The following is a 17,542-nucleotide window of genomic DNA, read 5'->3' on the forward strand; positions in this document are numbered from 1 at the left end:
CCTTGGGGAAAAGATTAAAATTCAGTATAATACTGGGGCATGTTACACATCGGACGCAATATTTTAAGCCTGCTTGTTTCAAGGATACTGGCCGCAGTCATCCTGTTTTTAATTTACAACCGGCTGATACAGTATCTGGGCCCTGATATCGCCGGTCAGTATGGATTGCTTGCCGCGTATCTCACCGTATTCACTTTTTTCGTGGATCTGGGCATGCAGCAGCTGGTCATCAAGAAGGTCAGCGAAAATAAAGCAGAGGCATCGAAATATTTGGGCAATTATTTCAGCATCCAATTCCTGTTGGGCCTGGGGTTCATGCTGATCCTGGACGTGATCGTTCTGACAGCCCACTATCCTCCGTTGGTCAAGCATTCATTATTCATCACGGGCATAAGCCTTCTTTTATCCTCTTTGACCATGCCGCTTATGGCGATCATCAATGCGTTTCAGCGGCTGGTGGTCATCGCGCGGGTGAACTTTCTTAATTCCGTGATCAATGCCGGAATGATGATCGCGGCCATAGTTTTCCGCAAGAATATTTTTTTTCTGGCATTCATCCCGGGGATCGTCGCGATTTTTGATATTCTGATGTACAGCTACTTTGTCCATAAGAATTTCACACCGTTCGGCCTAAAATTCGATTTTGGATTTTGGAAAAGCCTGTTCGTCTGGAACATGCCGTTCATGTTCCTGACGATCTTCAGCATTTACAACCGCATCGACACTTTAATTCTCCCTCATCTGCGGAGCTTTACCGAAAACGGATATTATACCTATGCTTATAAATTTTGGGACACTTTGGCATTTTTGCCTGCAGTTGTCGCGGCCGCGCTCTACCCCTATTTTGCAGAAAAAATAAAAACAGGGGCGATCGAAGATGTGCGGAAAGTACTTACCACTTACACGCGTTATATGATCGCCGTGGGCATTCCTCTAAGTATGGGCGCTTATCTGTTGTCAGGGAGGATCATCCAGGCTTTCATCCCTGACGGAAAGTTTGCGCCGGCAGCGACCGCTCTTTGGCTTCTGATATCCGCTGTCTCAGTCCTATTTATTTATGTGCCGGTAAACAGCGTGATCATTTCTCAGAAAACCAAAACCGCAACCATAATCACGGGATTCAATCTTTTATTTAACGTGGTCTTGAATTTGCTTCTGATCCCGAAGTTCGGTTTTGTCGTGGCCGCGGTTTTGACTTTGTGTTCTGAAATGGTTCAGCTGATCGGCTACACCTATGTGGTTCAGACTAAAATAATCTCCTTTCCTTATCTGATAAATTTTGTGAAGCCGATTTTAGCTTCAGCTGTTATGGGATTCGCAGTTTATTTTTTTCGCGACCACAACCTGTGGCTTTTGATTGCCGGCGGAGGGGTGATCTACGCGATCGTGCTGATCTCGCTGCGATTCTTCCGCAGAGAAGATGTCGAACTGTTAAAAGCATCCTTTAATTTTACAAAGAAACTGGAACCGGATGTGCCGCCTGTCACACACTTATGAGAATAGGAATTGAAGCTGAGCGGGCGAATCTGCCGAATCCGACCGGGGTGGAGCATTACGCGGTCCAGATGATAAAAAATTTCGCACGGCTAGATCCGCACAATGAATATGTTCTGTATTTCCGGACCAAGCCTCAGGATTGGTTCTACCAATTGCCGAAAAATTTTACCTGCAAGATCATTCCGTTCCCGAAATATTGGACGCAGATAAGAATTTCCTGGAAATGCTCACACATCCGGTCGATGTTCTGTTTATCATGGCCTCGGCCTTGCCGCTTTGGCATCCGAAAAGATCAGTAGTAACCGTGCATGATGTGGCCTGGAAGATCTTTCCCGGGGCATTTACCGTATTCATGAGAAATTACCTGGAATTGTCCACGCGGTTCGCGGTCAGAACTGGCAAAAAGATCTTGGCTGCTTCCGAATCCACAAAAAATGATATTGTGAAATTTTACGGCGCAGATCCTGAAAAAATTGCGGTCACTTATCTGGGGTTGGGCGGAACTTTCGGGCCGATGGACTATCAGGAAGCGCAGCCAATACTCGATAAATATGATCTGGTTTACCAGAAGTATGTTCTGTTTGTCGGCACCATTCAGCCGCGGAAAAATATTGTCCAGTTAGTTGAAGCGTTCCAGAAGATCAGGAAAGAAAATCATGTTGAAGAAAAACTGATAATTGCGGGAGTCAGGGGATGGCTCTGGGAGCCGATCTTAAAAAAGATCAAGATGGCGGGCTTGGACGGCTCGATCAAGTACCTTGATTACGTGAAAAAAGAGGATCTGCCGGCCCTGATCGCGGGGGCGCGGCTTTTGACACTGCCGGCTCTTTATGAGGGTTTTGGCCTGCCACCGCTTGAGGCAATGGCGTCCGGAGTGCCTGTGGTTGTCTCAAATGTATCATCTTTGCCCGAAGTTGTAGGGGAAGCCGGGATCCTGGTGGATCCGGGCTCCGCGGAATCCATTGCAGACGGGTTGCTGCGGGTTTTGATGGATAATGACCTGCGGCAGCAGATGATCGCGAAAGGGTTGGAAAGGGCAAAATTGTTTACCTGGGAAAACACCGCGAAAAAAACATTGGAAGTGTTTGAAAGCTTAAAATGAAAGAACTCCTGATAATAATTTTTACTATCGCTTCACTGGCCTGCTTCTGGCAGTTTTTGCGAAATTTCAAATTGTCTCCGCTGTGGCTGATGCTTTCCGCATGGTTTATTTCGATCGCGATATCAGAACTGCATTTATCTAGTTTGGAACTGCCGTGGCCCGGCAAATATTGGTTATTGATCTTCGTATCGCTTGCAAGCTTTGCTTTGGGAGTTTGGGTATTTGATAAAGTCTGGCGCAGGTACCGATGGTGGCAAAAGTGCAAATTGTTGTTACGAAACAATCTTTCCGTCAGAAACTTAAGGATAGTGATCTATATTCTATTCCTGGTTTCTTTGGGAGCTTTATATTTGTTTTATAAAAAATCCGGAAATTTTCCGATTTTGGCGAGCGACCCGGACCAGTTCAGATTTATCGCAGACACTCAGGTGCCGGGTTTGATCAATTATTTGGCTCAATTGTCCAGAGTTTTCATTCCGTTGGCTTTCTTTTTAATGTTTTACCAGGAATTTAACTGGCGCAAGCATTGGGATCTGGTGTTGATTTGCCTCATCGGCACCGGATGCATAATATTATTTGTTTCTCGCACCCAAATCTTCTTTATTGACCTGTGGGTCATGGGTTTGTATCTTCTGATGCGCAAGCCCAATCTGAAGCAAGCTTTGAAATTTTATCCGTTTTTTTTACTGGTGTCCCTGGTGGTTCTGGCCGCAGTTCCGCTGATCAGGCAATATCGCAGTTACGGCTCGGATTATCTTGGTATGATCACGGGCATTGATACTTCGGGTAACAACAAAATTGAGAAAGCCTTGCTCCCTATATATATCGGCGTTTCGTTCAACCAGCAGGCATTGCTGCATGCCGAGCTTTATTATCAGACGCATCCGGTGCAGCACGGCAAGGTGTCATTGGACCCATTCACGAATATTTTCGGCAAAGTCATCAAGCCGCTCCAAAAATTGAAGTCCAATTATGATCTGGGCGCGATCTTCTATTCCTGGTGGAACACCGGAACTTACCTGTTCCCGTTTGTGCAGGATTTCGGCATATCGGCATTTTATTTCGTGCCGTTCCTGATCGCCGGGCTTTTGACTTTGGCTTGGCATTATTGGAAAACTTCGCCGAATTTTTTGTCTTTGAATTTCTACGCTTACGCGCTGTTTTTCATCGTCTTTAGCGTGTATATGTCATTCACAGTCCGCGCGGAGCTGTATTTGGATATAGCTTTGCTGTTTGTAAGTTATTTGTATGTTTCAAGATATGAAAGTTAGCATCATTACGCTTCCGTTCAGGAAAACTTACCTGATCCCGCCCGTTTATGATGCGATATTTGCGCAGACTCACAAGGATCTGGAAGTGATCGCGGTCATAAATGATCCGGCTGACGGCTCAAAAGAAGTTCTCCAAAGAGATTATCCGAAGGTAAAAATAATTGAGCCCGGAGCAAATTTGTTTTTTGACAAGGGTGTGAATTTGGGCGTTAGAAATTCTACCGGTGAGTTTATCCAGCTCGTCAATGACGATCTGCTTTTGGAACCCAATTACATTGAAGAGATGCTGAAGGCTTTTGCTGACTCCAAAGTTGCCGCTGCAAGCGGGAAATTATTGCGGTACAACTTTGAAACCAAGGAGAGATCAAAAATTATTGATACGACCGGCATTATTATGTCCGCTTCCGGCCGGGCCAGAGACAGGGGGCAGCTACAGGAAGATCGCGGACAATTTGATGATCAAAAAGATGTTTTTGGCGTGTCGGGAGCAGGCCCCATGTACAGAAGAAGCGCTTTGGAAAAAGTAAAATTCGAACAAGAATACTTTGATGAAGATTTTGTGATGTACTGGGAGGACGTGGACCTGTCGTGGAGATTCAATAACGCCGGATTCAAAAATGTTTACGTGCCGACTGCTGTGGCTTATCACGGTCGGACTGCCGGACAAGCTGAAGGCGGCTATCTGCATATTTTGAAATTCATCAAGCATCATCAAAAATTATCCCCGCAGATCCTGAGATGGAATTACAAAAACCATATTTTGATGTATATTAAGAACGCCAAACATATATGGCACCCGGCATTTGTCGGCCGCGAGATCGCCATGCTAGGATACATTCTGGTTTTTGAACCCGGCACTTTGAAAGTCCTTCCTGAATTGTTCCGCCAGATCCCGAAAATCTGGGCAAAAAGAAAAGCCGCACCAGTTGGCACGGCATAAAACGTTATTTGCTTGGACCATCAGGTCACCGATCCGATTGCTTTCGAGCGTGTCAGGGCAGATACTGCTTCTGCGCGCATCGCCAGGAGCTGGTCAGTGATAGTGACTACAATATTTTCAACGGCATCATGCAGAAGTTGGTCTGACCAATAGCGATTGATCACATCGTCAATGAATTCGATGCGCTGGTCATAAAACAACCAGTTCTTTGCTTGGCGGATGTGGTCTTCGCCGACTCGCTTGACGACGTATTCGAGAAGCGAAGATTGGACTGCTATCATCGCGATCGGATTCTGAAGCCGTGTGTTCATGCTCAAGCCTCCGTGAATTTGTAAGATTGTCAAAATTTTATCAAATTATAAAAGCTAGGTCAAACGGAATTATGGATCTGTCGGTAATAATCCTTAATTACAACACTAAAGACTTTCTCCAAAAATGCCTGGGGTCGGTTTTTGCGTCGCTAACGAATTCTCAATTTGAAGTGATCGTTCCCGACAACGGTTCAATCGACGGCAGCATAGAAATGGTCAAGAATAATTTTCCGCAAGTTAAATTGATTGAAAATAATGCCAATCTGGGGTTTTCTGCCGGAAATAACGTCGCTCTGCGGCAAGCTTTGGGACGATATTGTTTGTTGCTTAATTCAGACACGGAGGTTAAGCCCGACACTCTCGATCTATCTATAAAATACATGGACGCTCATCAAGATGTAGGTGTAATGGGCTGCAAGGTGCTTTTGCCTGATGGAAAATTGCATGAAGCATCCCGGCGCAGATTCCCAAATCCGGCCAACGCATTCCTAAGGCTTTTCGGTTTCCGTAAATTCAGTGGTTACAATTATCAAAACATTCCGGTTGACCGGGAAATGGAGGTGGATTCCGTGGTCGGCGCATATCTTTTGATCCGAAAATCGGTGATGGACAAGATCGGACTGCTTGATGAGGAATTTTTTATGTACGGCGAAGACCTGGACTGGTGCTGGCGCGTGAAGGAAGCCGGATTTAAAGTCGTGTACTATCCGGGGGCAGAGATCACTCATTTCCTGTACGGTTCATCCAAAGCTGTGGCATTCCGCTCGGTGAGGTGGGCGCATACGGCGATGAAGATCTTTTATCTCAAGCATTATGCTGCTAAAAATAATTGGTTGTTCAACCAGTTCGTGTATTTGGGAATTAGCACTCGGATGTATCTGGTGCTAGTAGTTAACCTTTTTAGAAAAAATAAAACAGTTCATTGAGCTAAAAAAAGAGTGGACGATCAGTGATGTCCACTTGTTGCGTTCCCGGGACCCCAGACCTTCAGATAAGACTGCGATTGCTCGCCGGGCGCTTTTTCTGCGCCTGTTTGTTGTCGTTATCTTTATGTTGGGCTATCCCAGCTGCTCTTTCTGTTTCTGCCTTCCCAGCAGTGATTGACCTACAGGGTGTTTCCGGTTGTTCCTTGGGGTCGTGGCGTGCGCCACCCAGTACGCTAGATTTTCTTCGTGCTGATGATTCGGGCGTGCGTTTTGCGGTGCAGGATCCGGTCCAGCATCTGCATCGTCCTCCACAGGAAGATCTTGCATGTGGCGTTCCCGTTTGTGGCGGTCAGGCCTGTCTGCGCGGTCCGGAGTACGGCCGCGGACGGCGGCAGGGGTGCGGACTTGCTCTACGATGCCTCAAACATCCTCCTGTCTTGGCTTCAACGTCTCCGCACCTAACTCAGACGTGAGCTTAGAAAAAGTATAGTCTTCAATTAAATTACTGTCAAAAATTATCAACAACTATCAATTATTTTACTTTATGTCCGAATTTGATTATAATTAATCTTATGAATAATAAGTATTTTGAAACAAATTTTTACCCGAAACACGTCAGGCTCTATGCAATTGTATTGGTTTTGGCGGTGGCATTTTACGGGTTGGGATACGGAGTCGGAGCCGGACGGATCCAAGTTCAATCGGGCAAGCTTAGTATCAGTCAGGGGAATGTTCCGAACAATTCCGCTGATTATTCGTTGCTTTGGAATGCTCTGGACCTGCTGAATTCAAAATACGTAGACCGGCCCCTGGACCAGCAAAAATTGATGTACGGGGCCGTCTCGGGCATGGTTGCCGCCGCAGGCGATCCATATACGACATTTTTCGATCCGGATGACGCCAAGGCTTTCACTGAACAGCTTTCCGGCACATTCAGCGGCATTGGGGCGGAAGTAGGCGCGAAAGACAACCAGATCGTTATTATTGCGCCGCTTCCCGATACTCCGGCCTCGCGCGCCGGGCTTATGGCGGATGACATAATTTTGGACATTGACGATATCAGCACGCAGGGCATGACCGTGGATCAGGCTGTGACGAAGATCCGCGGGCAAGCGGGTACCAGCGTCAAGCTGACGATCCTGCATAAAGGGAAGACCAGTCCTACGCAGATCTCTATCATGCGAGCGCAGATCCAGGTCAAGAGCGTGAAGCTGGATACGAAAACCGTCAGCGGCAAAAAGATCGCGGTCATCAAAATAAATGAGTTTGGGGATGACACCAAAGGCCTGCTGGACCAGGCGATCGATTCTGTTACTTCCGGCAACTATTCCGGCGTCGTATTGGACCTGCGGAACAACCCGGGCGGATATTTGGAAACCGCCGTCAGCACGATCTCTGATTGGATCGATGCCAACCAGCTAGCCTTGAAAGAAATAAGCTACGGCAATTCCGAAAAAGATTACACTACTTCGGGTGTGCCCAGGATGAAAGGAATGAAAACCGTGGTTTTGGTCAATGGCGGCTCAGCGTCAGCTTCGGAAATTGTGGCGGGAGCTCTGCAGGATTATAAAGTAGCGACCTTGGTCGGAGAAAAAACATTCGGCAAAGGGTCGGTGCAGGAATTGCAGGAATTGCCGGGGAATTCGGAAATTAAGATCACGGTGGCCAAGTGGTATACGCCCAAGGGCCGCGGCATCAATAAGGTCGGGCTTGATCCCGACATAAACGTAGTCTTGACCCCGGCTGACGCCACGAACAACAAGGATCCTCAGATGGATAAGGCGCTTCAATTGTTAAAATGACACGAAGTGTCATCCCGGACTTGATCCGGGATCCATAAAATACTCACTCAATAACTAGATTCCCGCTTTCGCGGGAATGACAAAATAAGCTAGCCCAAGGGTTGGCTTTTTGTTATAATTAGCCCATGAATTCCAAAGAACTGCGGCAAAAATATCTGAAATTTTTTGAAGAAAAAGGACATAAAGTCATCCCTTCAGCCTCGCTTGTGCCCGCCAATGATCCGACGGTTTTGTTTACGACCGCCGGCATGCACCCGCTGGTCCCTTTTTTATTGGGTGAAAAACATCCGATCGGCACCCGTTTAGTCAATTACCAGAAATGTTTGCGCACGGATGATATTGATGAGGTCGGCGATGATACCCATAATACTTTTTTTGAAATGCTCGGCAACTGGTCTTTGGGCGACTATTGGAAAGACGATGCGATCAAATGGTCTTATGAGTTTTTGACGGATAAAAAATGGCTGGGCATCGAAAAAGAAAAACTGGCTGTTACGGTCTTTGAAGGTGATACTGACGCTGCCAAAGATGAGGAATCAATAAATATTTGGAAGTCTTTGGGTTTTGGCGATGACCGGATCAAACCCTTGGGGAAAAAAGATAACTGGTGGGGGCCTGCCGGGGCCACAGGGCCGTGCGGTCCTGACACGGAAATGTTTTACTGGACCGGTGAAGATGCGCCGCCGGCAAGATTTGACCCATCCGACAAGCGCTGGGTTGAGATCTGGAATAATGTTTTCATGCAGTACAATAAAACCCAAGAAGGCAAATTTGAGCCTTTAAAACAGCGCAACGTGGACACTGGAATGGGCATAGAAAGGACCACTGCGGCGCTGGAAGGTAAAACGAGCGCTTATGATACCGAATTATTTGCGCCGATCATCCAAAGGATCAGATTGCTTGCCGACAAACAAGATCAGAGATCAGAACGGATCATTGCCGACCACATGCGTGCGTCAGTTTTTTTGCTTGCGGATGGAGTGACCCCGTCCAATAAAGACAGAGGATACATTTTGCGCCGACTCATCCGCAGGGGAGTGACTTTCGGGCAAAAATTGGGGATCGACCATGATTTTACGGCTGAGATCGCAGAGATCATTGTGCTTGAATATGAATCAGTTTATCCGGAACTTAAGAACTCAAGCATAGAAGCCGAGCTGAAGAAAGAAGAGATGAAATTCCGGGGAACTCTGGGCAGAGGCCTTAAACTTTTGGAAGGAAAATCGCATATCACCGGCAAAGAAGCTTTTGATCTGTTCCAAACTTACGGTTTTCCGTATGAATTGATCGAAGAATTCGTCACTGTCACAAACCCTGAGGAATTTGAGAAAGAGTTTGAACAACATCAGGGGCTTTCACGCACTTCGTCTGCCGGGCAATTTAAAGGCGGCCTTTCATCGCATTCCGATAAAGTCGTGCGGCTGCATACGGCCACTCATCTTATGAATGCAGCGCTTCGCAAAGTTCTGGGCGCCAACGTTTGGCAGAAGGGGAGCAATATAACCGAAGAGCGCACGCGGTTTGATTTTACGCATGACAGAAAAATGACCGATGAGGAAAAAAAGCAGGTTGAAGAATTGGTTAACGATTGGATCACGCGCGATCTGTCGGTAAAAAAAGAAATATTGCCGCTTGAGGAAGCAAGGAAACTTGGGGCGATCGGCGTGTTTGGCGAGAAATATCCGGAAACAGTTTCTGTTTACACTATTTTTGACCCCGAAACCTCCGAAGTTGTCTCCAGAGAATTTTGCGGGGGCCCCCACGTGGAGCATACAGGCGTCATCGGCAAATTTAAGATCCAGAAAGAGGAAGCTGTATCCGCGGGCGTAAGGAGAATTAAAGCGATTGTTATATGATAGACCTTACAAAAATTTCAGGTTTGCCGGTTGAACTTGCGGATGATCTGAGAATTAAATTTTATCCCCCGATGCAGGATAGAGAGCCGACTTATATCCGGATGTTTTCGCAAGTCCAGGGAGTGTTAAAAGATCCTGATTTTAAATCTCCCACGCAAGAAATGTATTTAGGCTACAGGCAGTTATATTTGCCCGAACATGCGGATTTGGTCAGATCCGATCATTTGGAATATGATCTGACCATCATCCCGCCGATGATGTTGGGTGAAGAATATAATAAAACAGTCGGGCATTATCATGCCGCCATTCCTGGCACGAAAATTGCCCATCCGGAAATGTATGAGATTTTGAACGGCCATGTTTTAATTCTCTGGCAGAAAATGGATGAGGATTTTAAAAATTTGATCTCTGTGTATGCCGTTGAAGCTAAAACCGGGGACAAGATCATTTATCCGCCGAATTACGGGCATATTTTGGTAAACATCGGAACCGACATTTTGGTCACGGCCAATTGGCTTTCCACTGATTACAAACCCTTATATGAACCGGTAGCGGATTTCCACGGCATGGCGTATTACGTGATCAAGGGAAACGGTAAGCTTTACGATTTTGTTAAAAATCCCCACTATTCCGATCATCCGGATCTGAAACTGATCAACGAACAACAACAAGTTTATACAAACTTCGGCTTTGTGCCGAGCGAACCTATGTATACCTCAGGCATGAAAAATCCCAAACTTCTGGAATTCTTGAATCATCCGCAGAAATACGCGGTTCAGTTATCAACCCTGACTTCGTAGTCGGCTGATTTATGAGCCTTTAAAGAGCCGATGAATCGGCTGACTACAATTTTAATATTTTTAGTGTTAAACTACACTTATCATGCCTCCAAAAGTAATCAAACTCGGCAAAAAAGACGACATAGCGTCAGTCATCAAGCAGATAAAATCGCTCCGTGACCGTGAGGTTGTCTTTGAACTTATAAAAGGCTCGGTTTTGCTCTCAAGCTCAGATAATCTCAAACTTTTAAAAAGAACAGGTGAAGCTTTGGGGAAGACCATAAAAGTTTCTACCGATGACGAGATCGGCCGGATCCTCGCGAAAAAAGCCGGAGTGCTCTATGGCGACGCGGAAGTGAAGATGCCAAAAATCATGCCCCGCGTGGCGCGCAGCGACGTAAAGCCGCGGTTCTCCGATATCATGGGTTCACGAAAGATTTTCAGCAATGCCGTGGACCGCGCAATTAATCCGGCGCCTGAAAGCCCGCCTGCAAAACTTCCAAGGGATAATGTCAGAAAAACCCGGTCATCCGGCAATTTTACAAAATTTTTCATTTTAGGATTGGTGATACTGGTTGTTGCGGTTTTCGCCCTGGCAGTGCTTTTGCCCACAGCCACAGTCACCGTGTTTGCCCGCTCTGAACAGGTCACACGCGATCTGGAACTGACGGTTGATAAAAATACCAGCTCCGCTGACCCTGATAATTTGCAAATAACAGGAATTCCAGTTGACCGCGAAGTTTCGCAAACCAAAAATTTTACCGCAACCGGGGTACAGCTTGCAGGAACCAAGGCCACAGGGACAGTGACAATTTATAATTTTACGCCAAATATCCTGACTCTTCGTGCTGCAACTACGACACTGGTAATGTCCGATAAAAAATATTTGTTCACCAAAGATGTAACGGGCATCAAGCCCAATGGCGTACCTAATCCTGGTATTCAGATCATTGCAGATCTGCCCGGAGAGGCCCAGAACCTGCCGGCAAACTCCAAGCTTCAGATCGTCAACCAAAAGCTGGGCAGCCAAAATGTCTATGCCGTAAACCCGGACGGTATCGGCGGCGGACAGGCCACAAGCACCACGGTCTTATCCCAGGCGGACATTGATATGGCGGTTGCCAGTCTGACAAATGATATTGTGGCTCAGGCGGAATCAGACATGACGCAGGAGACGGGTTTTGCCGTAAAGCTCGTGCCTTCCGGGATCAAAACAGACATCCTGGCCAAAACGGCAAATAAAAATGTAGGCGATGAAGCGGACAGCTTTGCCATGACATTGATCGCCAAAGTCACAGGTTTGGGATTTAAGGACAGCGATGTGACGAGCATAGTGGTTTCTAAGATCAATCAAGTCCTGTCTTCCGATAAATATCTTTTGGATAATGCGCAACGGCAATATACGGCGGAGTTTAAATCGATAGACATCCCAAACGGCCACGGGGTTTTGGCCGTGCACTTTGTGACCACAGCCGCGTACAAAGTTGACCAAACAAATCTGGCCGGCATTTTGGCAGGCAAAAATGAAACCGAGATCAAGGAGATCCTTATGAGCAAGCCTGAGATAGACAATGTCCAGGTGACATTCTGGCCGAGCTGGTTTACCCACAAAGCCCCGAGATTTAACGGGAAGATCTATATCAAGACTGAATTGAGCTCTAGTCAATAACCCCTCCGGTCCCGACAAGTCGTGACCACCTCCCCTTATTTTAAGGGGAGGTTTTTTAGTCCCCCTCTTAAGATAAGAGGGGCTAGGGGAGTTATTTATTAAATTAAAAAAGAGGCCAACTGCGAAGCGCAGTTGGCCTTTGAAATTGACGACACTCGAAGTGTTGTCGGAAACGTTACTCGACGGGGAAGAGTCCAAGCGAGGCGAAGAGATCGAGCAAATAGCTCCTTGGCACCGGCAAAACATCGTGCCTAGCTATGCCGTGCGCCTGAAGCCTTTCTGCCCGGTCAGAAGCGGTCATAGGCACTCCGTACATGGTCGCGACTTCCAGAACGACGTTGTGTTTACCTTCCGAACCTTTGCTGCTGGTCAGGTTGGCAAACTTCGCCGAGTGTTTCGCGTTGATTGGGAGTGGGAGCATCCATCCGTCCTCCCTGTCGACTCCTGGGATTGTGTTTGGGCCTGATGCCAGAAACGCAGACAACGACGCGAACTGCTGGGCCGTGAGACCGTCGAGCTTGATAATCATTCTGTCCTCCTGAAGAAACACCGTTTCTTTTTAGGAAAGTGGCACCGCCACAAATCCCGAGTTGCCGTTATTGCAACTTAAAATTATACTCCTTTTTTGTGGTTTTGTCAATAGTTCCGGGTAAATGGTGGCTAATCTAAGCTTTTTTTAACCTCACCCCCGGCCCCTCTCCTCGCGAGGAGAGGGGAGTTCTAAATTGAAGTTGACAGCAAATCGATTTCTTGTTAATATTTCGAAGTATTTTACCCCGTTAGAGATTGATAATTTAATGACGGTGTAAAGTTTTTGTCTAGTTATTTATAAAGTAAACCATCGTTTTATATCAGCTTTGTTGATCTCTAACGGGGTTTAGCAATCAATTTACACATATTCCTACCGGAGCTCAAGATTTAGGGACGCAAGGCCCACAAAAAAATACAATAGAACTCGAGGGCAAAGTGGTAGAATCTTTACCCAATGCTGTTTTTCGTGTGCAGATCGAGTCCGGACAGATAATTTTGGCTCATATTGCGGGAAAATTACGGGTCAATAAGATCCGTGTCCTGCCGGGAGATAAAGTGATTATTGAGGTTACCCCGTATGATTTAACGCGAGGCAGAGTTATTAGAAGGTTAAGGTAATTAATTTACGAAAAAATTGAGTCGCAGTCCCGATTTATCGGGACGAGAACAATTTTTTCGAGAGGAGTAATAAGTCGACCGGAGCGCATTTTACGAAGTAAAATCGCGAAGGTTCGACCAATTACGACGAATGAAAGTCCGTGCAAGTGTAAAACCTATGTGCAAGAAATGCAAGATAGTCCGCAGACGGGGCGTAATTTTTGTTATTTGTGAAATTCCTAAACATAAGCAAAGACAAGGTTAACGGGAAAATTTCTAATTTCTAATGTCTAATTCCTAAATATGGCACTAGTACGTATAGCGGGTGTTACATTACCACAGCAAAAGCGGATCGAAGCCGCTCTGCCTTACATTTTCGGCGTGGGCTGGCCGGGTTCGCAGAAAATTTTGGCAGCCACTAAAGTGGACCCGAACAAGCGGACAAGCGAACTGACCGAAGCTGAAGTGGCTAAGATCCGCGAATTTATCGAAAAGAATTATATGGTGGAAGGCGCGCTGCGCCAGCAGATCACGGGCAATATCAAACTTAAAAAAGAGATCGGCTCATACGAAGGCATCCGGCATATCCGCGGCTTGCCTGTGCGAGGCCAGCGGACAAGGACCAATTCCCGGACTCGCCGTGGCAACGTACGCCGAACAGCAGGGTCAGGACGCAAATCAAGCTCTGAGAAAACCTAGTAATTAATTACGAAAAAATTGAGTCGCAGGCGCGACAGCGCCGAGAACAATTTTTTCGAGAGGAGCGGCAAGTAGACCGAAGCGTATCCCGCCAAGGCGGGATTGCGAAGTGTCTACCCGACGCGACGAATGGGACAGCAAAAGGCTAGTACAATTCCGGCGGAAGAAGATAAGGCTAAACAAGCCACTACTGCTGTTAGTGCACCGAAGAAAAAGAAGTCCAAGATCAAGGTTGCGCGCGGACACATCTATGTACAGTCCACTTACAACAACACGATCATTACGGTGACCGATGTTTCGGGCAATGTCATTGGCTGGGGCAGCGCAGGAAGAACCGGCTTTAAAGGCAGCAAGAAATCCACGCCTTATGCGGCGCAGAAAACCATGGAAGACACCATCGCGCGCCTGAAAGAAACAGGCCTGAATGAAGTTGACGTGTTCGTCAAAGGCATTGGCACCGGACGCGAGTCTGCGGTGCGCGCCCTGCAGGGCAGCGGGTTTAATATCATTTCCATCCAGGACCAAACTCCGATACCGCACGGCGGAGTTAGACCAAAGAAAGCAAGAAGGGTATAAAAATTTCTAATTTCTAATTACTAATTTCTAAATGGCGAGATACACAGGGCCAAAAATCAGACAATCACGCAAATTCGGCGAAGCTTTTACGAAAAAAGCCGAGAAATATTTGGCGAAGCGGAATTACCGCCCCGGCCAGCACGGCCAAAACCCGCAGCGGGTCTCTGAATACGGCATGCAGCTTCGCGAAAAGCAGAAAGCCAAGATCATTTACGGACTGATGGAGCGCCAGTTCCGCCGTTATTATGAGATCGCGACCAAGAAAGTCGGTATTACGGGGGATGCGTTATTGCAGCTTTTGGAGTTAAGATTGGACAACATCGTCTACCGCATGGGTTTTGCCCAGACCCGGCCGCAGGCAAGACAGCTGGTATCCCACGGTTTTTTTGACGTTAACGGCAAGAAAGTCAACATTCCGTCCCTCCAGGTCAAGGTCGGGGACCAGATAAGCATCCGTGATATCAAGAAAGATTCCGGCTATGTGAAAAATCTGGCGCTGGTTTTGGCCAATGCAAAGACTGTGGAATGGGTTTCCCTGGACCCGAAGAATTTTTCCGGAAAAGTTCTGTCCAAGCCCTCACGCGAACAGCTGGACCTCAGCCTAAATACCCAGCTGATCGTAGAATATTACTCAAGATAATTAGAATTTCTAATATTTAATTAACCTAATTAATCTAAACATATGGAACAAATTCCACTGCCGAAAAAAGTTTCTTTTGAAGAACTGGGGAACAATAAATACAAACTCGTCATGGAACCGCTGTATCCGGGATACGGCGTGACTTTGGGCAATTCTCTTCGCCGCATACTTCTGTCCAGTTTGCCGGGCGCGGCAGTGACTGCCGTGAAGATAAAAGGAGTGGACCATGAGTTTTCCACCATCCCGAACGTCAAAGAAGACGTGATAGAGATCATTCTGAACCTCAAGCAGCTCCGCTTGAAAGTCCATACTGACCAGCCTGTGAAGCTTGAACTGAAGGTCAAAGGCGAAAAAGACGTGACCGGCGCTGACTTTAAGAAAAACGCGGATGTCGAAGTCGTCAACCAGGACATGCATATCGCGACTTTGGACAACAAGTCCGCTGACCTGGAGATGGAAGTGGTCGTTCAGTCGGGCCGCGGTTACGTACCGGTGGAGCAGCGCGAGCATGAGAAGCTGGAGATCGGGATGATCGCGGTTGACGCGATCTATACGCCGGTCCGCACCGTGAACTACGACATCAACAGCGTGCGCGTCGGCCAGATCACCAATTATGACGAATTGATCCTGACCATTGAAACGGACGGCACGACCACAGGCAAAGATGCAATAGACCAGGCGGCGCATATTTTGATGGACCATTTCGCGCTATTCGGCAAAACCAATCTTGAGCAAACATCTGCGCCAGTTTTGGATACGGCTATGGATGAAGGGATCAAAACCCCGGAAGAGGATGACCTGAAATCACTGGGCCTATCCAACCGCTCTTACAATGCCCTGATCAAGAACAATATCAATAAGATATCCCAGCTGTCCGCTCTGGATCATGAGCAGCTGCTTCATGTGGAAGGTTTGGGGGAAAAGTCAGTTGAGGAAATAGAAAGGTTGATAAAGACTTACGCAGGGAACGTATAATATAGTAAATTCATGCGGCATTTGATGAAGAAAAAAATCGGCAAGGGACGGGACCATGCCAGGAAACTGGTCCGCTCTTTGGCCGCGTCAGCGATCGTTTACGAAAAGATCCAGACGACCGAGGCCAGGGCCAAGATCGCCCGGCAACTGGTGGAAAAGATGATCACGAAAGGCAAAAAAGAAGATCTGCATAACAAGCGCCAGATCTTTTCCGCATTGCCGCCAAATGCCGCGAGAAAGGTCATTGAAGTTCTGGGCCCGCGCTACAAAACCCGGCCGGGCGGATATACGCGCATTGTTCGCCTCGGGAAATCCAAGGACGGCATGCCGAAAGTATTGCTGGAATTAGTTGAATAGTATGAAAACTTTTATTCCAAAAACTAAAGAGATCAAGCGTACATGGTACGGAGCGGATGCCAGCAAATTTGTGCTGGGCAGACTTGCTTCCAAAGTTGCAACCGTACTTCGCGGCAAGCACAAAGTCACTTTTACCCCGCATATGGACGTGGGTGATTTTGTGGTGGTTACGAACGCCGAGAAGGTGCGCTTTTCCGGCCGGAAACTTGAACAGAAAAGATACCACAGATTCTCCGGCTATCCCGGCGGATTGTATACGAAGAAACTTTCTGACCGCATGGAAAAAGAGCCGGAAAAAGTCATCCGCGATGCGGTCTACAACATGCTTGATAAAAACCGCCTGCGCAAGCATATTTTGCGCCGGCTGAAAGTTGTAAATGGAGATAAACACGAATTCCATGTAGAAAAGGAGATCAAATAATATGGAAGCAGTACCAAAAAAACCCGCCGACAAACCCGCGCACAAAAAACCGGCAGTCAAACCTCACGTTGCAAGAAAGCCACGGGCAGCTAAAGAGCATCCCGAACCGGCGGTTGTGGCTAAAACTTTGTTTGAACCGGACGCGGATGCTGTCGCGGACAAGCCGGTTGTGAAAATTGCTCACGGCAAAAGTTTTTATGCCGTGGGGCGCAGGAAAACTGCGGTTGCCCAGGCCTTGCTTTCAGCCGGCAATGGCACGATCACCATCAACCAATTGCCTTTTGAAGGATATTTCCAGACTGCTGATCTGCAGCTGATAGTGACTCAGCCGTTGCGGAGTCTGGGTTTGGAAAAACAGTTCAACGTGAAAAGCAAGATCCATGGCGGCGGTATTCACGCTCAAGCCGAGTCATTGCGTCATGCAATTTCCAGGACCCTGATCGCCCACAACCCGGAGTCCAGGCGGACTCTGAAAAAACTCGGGTTTCTGAAGCGCGACCCGAGAGTCAAGGAACGAAAGAAACCGGGATTGAAGAGAGCAAGACGCGCGCCGCAGTTCAGCAAGAGATAAAAAAATAGCCGAGACACAAGCT

22 protein-coding genes are annotated in these 17,542 nt (G+C 47.2%); 19 read left to right on the plus strand and 3 right to left on the minus strand.

Annotated elements, in window-relative coordinates:
* The first annotated feature begins 39 nt into the window (after positions 1 to 39).
* Genes WDN47_00205 through WDN47_00225 form a run of 5 tightly spaced genes read left to right on the plus strand, consistent with a single transcriptional unit; the run spans position 40 to position 4,810 of the window.
* Positions 40 to 1,497 (plus strand): flippase, encoded by a 1,458-nt coding sequence (locus WDN47_00205; protein MEJ0020988.1) that lies wholly within the window; start codon positions 40 to 42, stop codon positions 1,495 to 1,497.
* Positions 1,494 to 1,796 carry a hypothetical protein gene (locus tag WDN47_00210; GenBank protein ID MEJ0020989.1) on the plus strand — a complete coding sequence of 101 codons (303 nt, stop codon included), beginning with the start codon at positions 1,494 to 1,496 and terminating at the stop codon, positions 1,794 to 1,796. Before WDN47_00205 ends, WDN47_00210 begins: the two co-directional genes overlap by 4 nt.
* The gene (locus tag WDN47_00215) at positions 1,721 to 2,599 is read left to right on the plus strand and encodes a glycosyltransferase family 1 protein (GenBank protein MEJ0020990.1); all 879 of its coding nucleotides are present in this window, start codon (positions 1,721 to 1,723) and stop codon (positions 2,597 to 2,599) included. Before WDN47_00210 ends, WDN47_00215 begins: the two co-directional genes overlap by 76 nt.
* Entirely contained in the window at positions 2,596 to 3,870 is a 1,275-nt protein-coding gene (locus WDN47_00220) for an O-antigen polymerase (protein ID MEJ0020991.1), read from the plus strand. The genes WDN47_00215 and WDN47_00220 overlap by 4 nt, the downstream gene beginning before the upstream one ends.
* Positions 3,860 to 4,810 (plus strand): glycosyltransferase family 2 protein, encoded by a 951-nt coding sequence (locus tag WDN47_00225; protein ID MEJ0020992.1) that lies wholly within the window; start codon positions 3,860 to 3,862, stop codon positions 4,808 to 4,810. The genes WDN47_00220 and WDN47_00225 overlap by 11 nt, the downstream gene beginning before the upstream one ends.
* A 20-nt stretch (positions 4,811 to 4,830) precedes the next feature.
* Here the strand turns inward: WDN47_00225 and WDN47_00230 are convergent, their stop codons facing one another.
* Positions 4,831 to 5,121 (minus strand): hypothetical protein, encoded by a 291-nt coding sequence (locus tag WDN47_00230; protein MEJ0020993.1) that lies wholly within the window; start codon positions 5,119 to 5,121, stop codon positions 4,831 to 4,833.
* Between the two features lie 71 nt (positions 5,122 to 5,192).
* On the opposite strand from WDN47_00230, the gene WDN47_00235 reads away from it, so the two are divergent.
* The gene (locus WDN47_00235) at positions 5,193 to 6,047 is read left to right on the plus strand and encodes a glycosyltransferase family 2 protein (GenBank protein MEJ0020994.1); all 855 of its coding nucleotides are present in this window, start codon (positions 5,193 to 5,195) and stop codon (positions 6,045 to 6,047) included.
* 132 nt (positions 6,048 to 6,179) lie between these two features.
* On the opposite strand, the gene WDN47_00240 is transcribed toward WDN47_00235, so the two are convergent.
* A complete protein-coding gene (locus WDN47_00240; GenBank protein ID MEJ0020995.1) occupies positions 6,180 to 6,374 on the minus strand; it encodes a hypothetical protein in 195 nt (64 codons plus the stop codon).
* Between the two features lie 245 nt (positions 6,375 to 6,619).
* Between WDN47_00240 and WDN47_00245 the strand changes: the two genes are divergently transcribed.
* From WDN47_00245 to WDN47_00260, 4 genes are all read left to right on the plus strand, one after another.
* Positions 6,620 to 7,849 (plus strand): S41 family peptidase, encoded by a 1,230-nt coding sequence (locus tag WDN47_00245; protein MEJ0020996.1) that lies wholly within the window; start codon positions 6,620 to 6,622, stop codon positions 7,847 to 7,849.
* Between the two features lie 125 nt (positions 7,850 to 7,974).
* Positions 7,975 to 9,705, plus strand: a complete 1,731-nt coding sequence (locus tag WDN47_00250; protein ID MEJ0020997.1) for an alanine--tRNA ligase — start codon at positions 7,975 to 7,977, stop codon at positions 9,703 to 9,705.
* Positions 9,702 to 10,505 carry a glucose-6-phosphate isomerase family protein gene (locus tag WDN47_00255; protein MEJ0020998.1) on the plus strand — a complete coding sequence of 268 codons (804 nt, stop codon included), beginning with the start codon at positions 9,702 to 9,704 and terminating at the stop codon, positions 10,503 to 10,505. The genes WDN47_00250 and WDN47_00255 overlap by 4 nt, the downstream gene beginning before the upstream one ends.
* 82 nt (positions 10,506 to 10,587) lie before the next feature.
* Positions 10,588 to 12,153: a hypothetical protein gene (locus WDN47_00260; protein ID MEJ0020999.1), complete on the plus strand. Its 1,566-nt coding sequence runs from the start codon at positions 10,588 to 10,590 to the stop codon at positions 12,151 to 12,153.
* Between the two features lie 175 nt (positions 12,154 to 12,328).
* Here the strand turns inward: WDN47_00260 and WDN47_00265 are convergent, their stop codons facing one another.
* Positions 12,329 to 12,574: a hypothetical protein gene (locus tag WDN47_00265; protein ID MEJ0021000.1), complete on the minus strand. Its 246-nt coding sequence runs from the start codon at positions 12,572 to 12,574 to the stop codon at positions 12,329 to 12,331.
* Positions 12,575 to 13,050: 476 nt separating this feature from the next.
* Here WDN47_00265 and infA point away from each other — a divergent pair, with 476 nt between their 5' ends.
* From infA to rpsI, 9 genes are all read left to right on the plus strand, one after another.
* Complete coding sequence (gene infA, locus WDN47_00270; protein MEJ0021001.1) at positions 13,051 to 13,302, plus strand: translation initiation factor IF-1; 252 nt, start codon at positions 13,051 to 13,053, stop codon at positions 13,300 to 13,302.
* A 130-nt stretch (positions 13,303 to 13,432) separates the two neighbouring features.
* On the plus strand, positions 13,433 to 13,546 hold the full coding sequence (gene rpmJ / locus WDN47_00275) for a 50S ribosomal protein L36 (GenBank protein MEJ0021002.1): 114 nt from the start codon (positions 13,433 to 13,435) through the stop codon (positions 13,544 to 13,546).
* Positions 13,547 to 13,584: 38 nt separating this feature from the next.
* Positions 13,585 to 13,980, plus strand: coding sequence for a 30S ribosomal protein S13 (gene rpsM / locus WDN47_00280; GenBank protein ID MEJ0021003.1), 396 nt, complete (start codon positions 13,585 to 13,587; stop codon positions 13,978 to 13,980).
* 129 nt (positions 13,981 to 14,109) lie between these two features.
* Positions 14,110 to 14,556, plus strand: a complete 447-nt coding sequence (gene rpsK / locus WDN47_00285; GenBank protein MEJ0021004.1) for a 30S ribosomal protein S11 — start codon at positions 14,110 to 14,112, stop codon at positions 14,554 to 14,556.
* A gap of 31 nt (positions 14,557 to 14,587) precedes the next feature.
* Entirely contained in the window at positions 14,588 to 15,196 is a 609-nt protein-coding gene (gene rpsD, locus WDN47_00290; protein ID MEJ0021005.1) for a 30S ribosomal protein S4, read from the plus strand.
* Between the two features lie 42 nt (positions 15,197 to 15,238).
* A complete protein-coding gene (locus tag WDN47_00295; protein MEJ0021006.1) occupies positions 15,239 to 16,171 on the plus strand; it encodes a DNA-directed RNA polymerase subunit alpha in 933 nt (310 codons plus the stop codon).
* A 24-nt stretch (positions 16,172 to 16,195) separates the two neighbouring features.
* On the plus strand, positions 16,196 to 16,528 hold the full coding sequence (rplQ, locus tag WDN47_00300) for a 50S ribosomal protein L17 (GenBank protein ID MEJ0021007.1): 333 nt from the start codon (positions 16,196 to 16,198) through the stop codon (positions 16,526 to 16,528).
* Between the two features lies 1 nt (position 16,529).
* Positions 16,530 to 16,949: a 50S ribosomal protein L13 gene (gene rplM, locus WDN47_00305; protein MEJ0021008.1), complete on the plus strand. Its 420-nt coding sequence runs from the start codon at positions 16,530 to 16,532 to the stop codon at positions 16,947 to 16,949.
* A 175-nt stretch (positions 16,950 to 17,124) separates the two neighbouring features.
* Positions 17,125 to 17,520 (plus strand): 30S ribosomal protein S9, encoded by a 396-nt coding sequence (rpsI, locus tag WDN47_00310; protein MEJ0021009.1) that lies wholly within the window; start codon positions 17,125 to 17,127, stop codon positions 17,518 to 17,520.
* Positions 17,521 to 17,542: the final 22 nt, after the last annotated feature.

It is taken from the genome of Candidatus Doudnabacteria bacterium (assembly GCA_037200925.1).
GTDB lineage: Bacteria > Patescibacteriota > Doudnabacteria > UBA920 > O2-02-FULL-48-8 > JBDTSL01.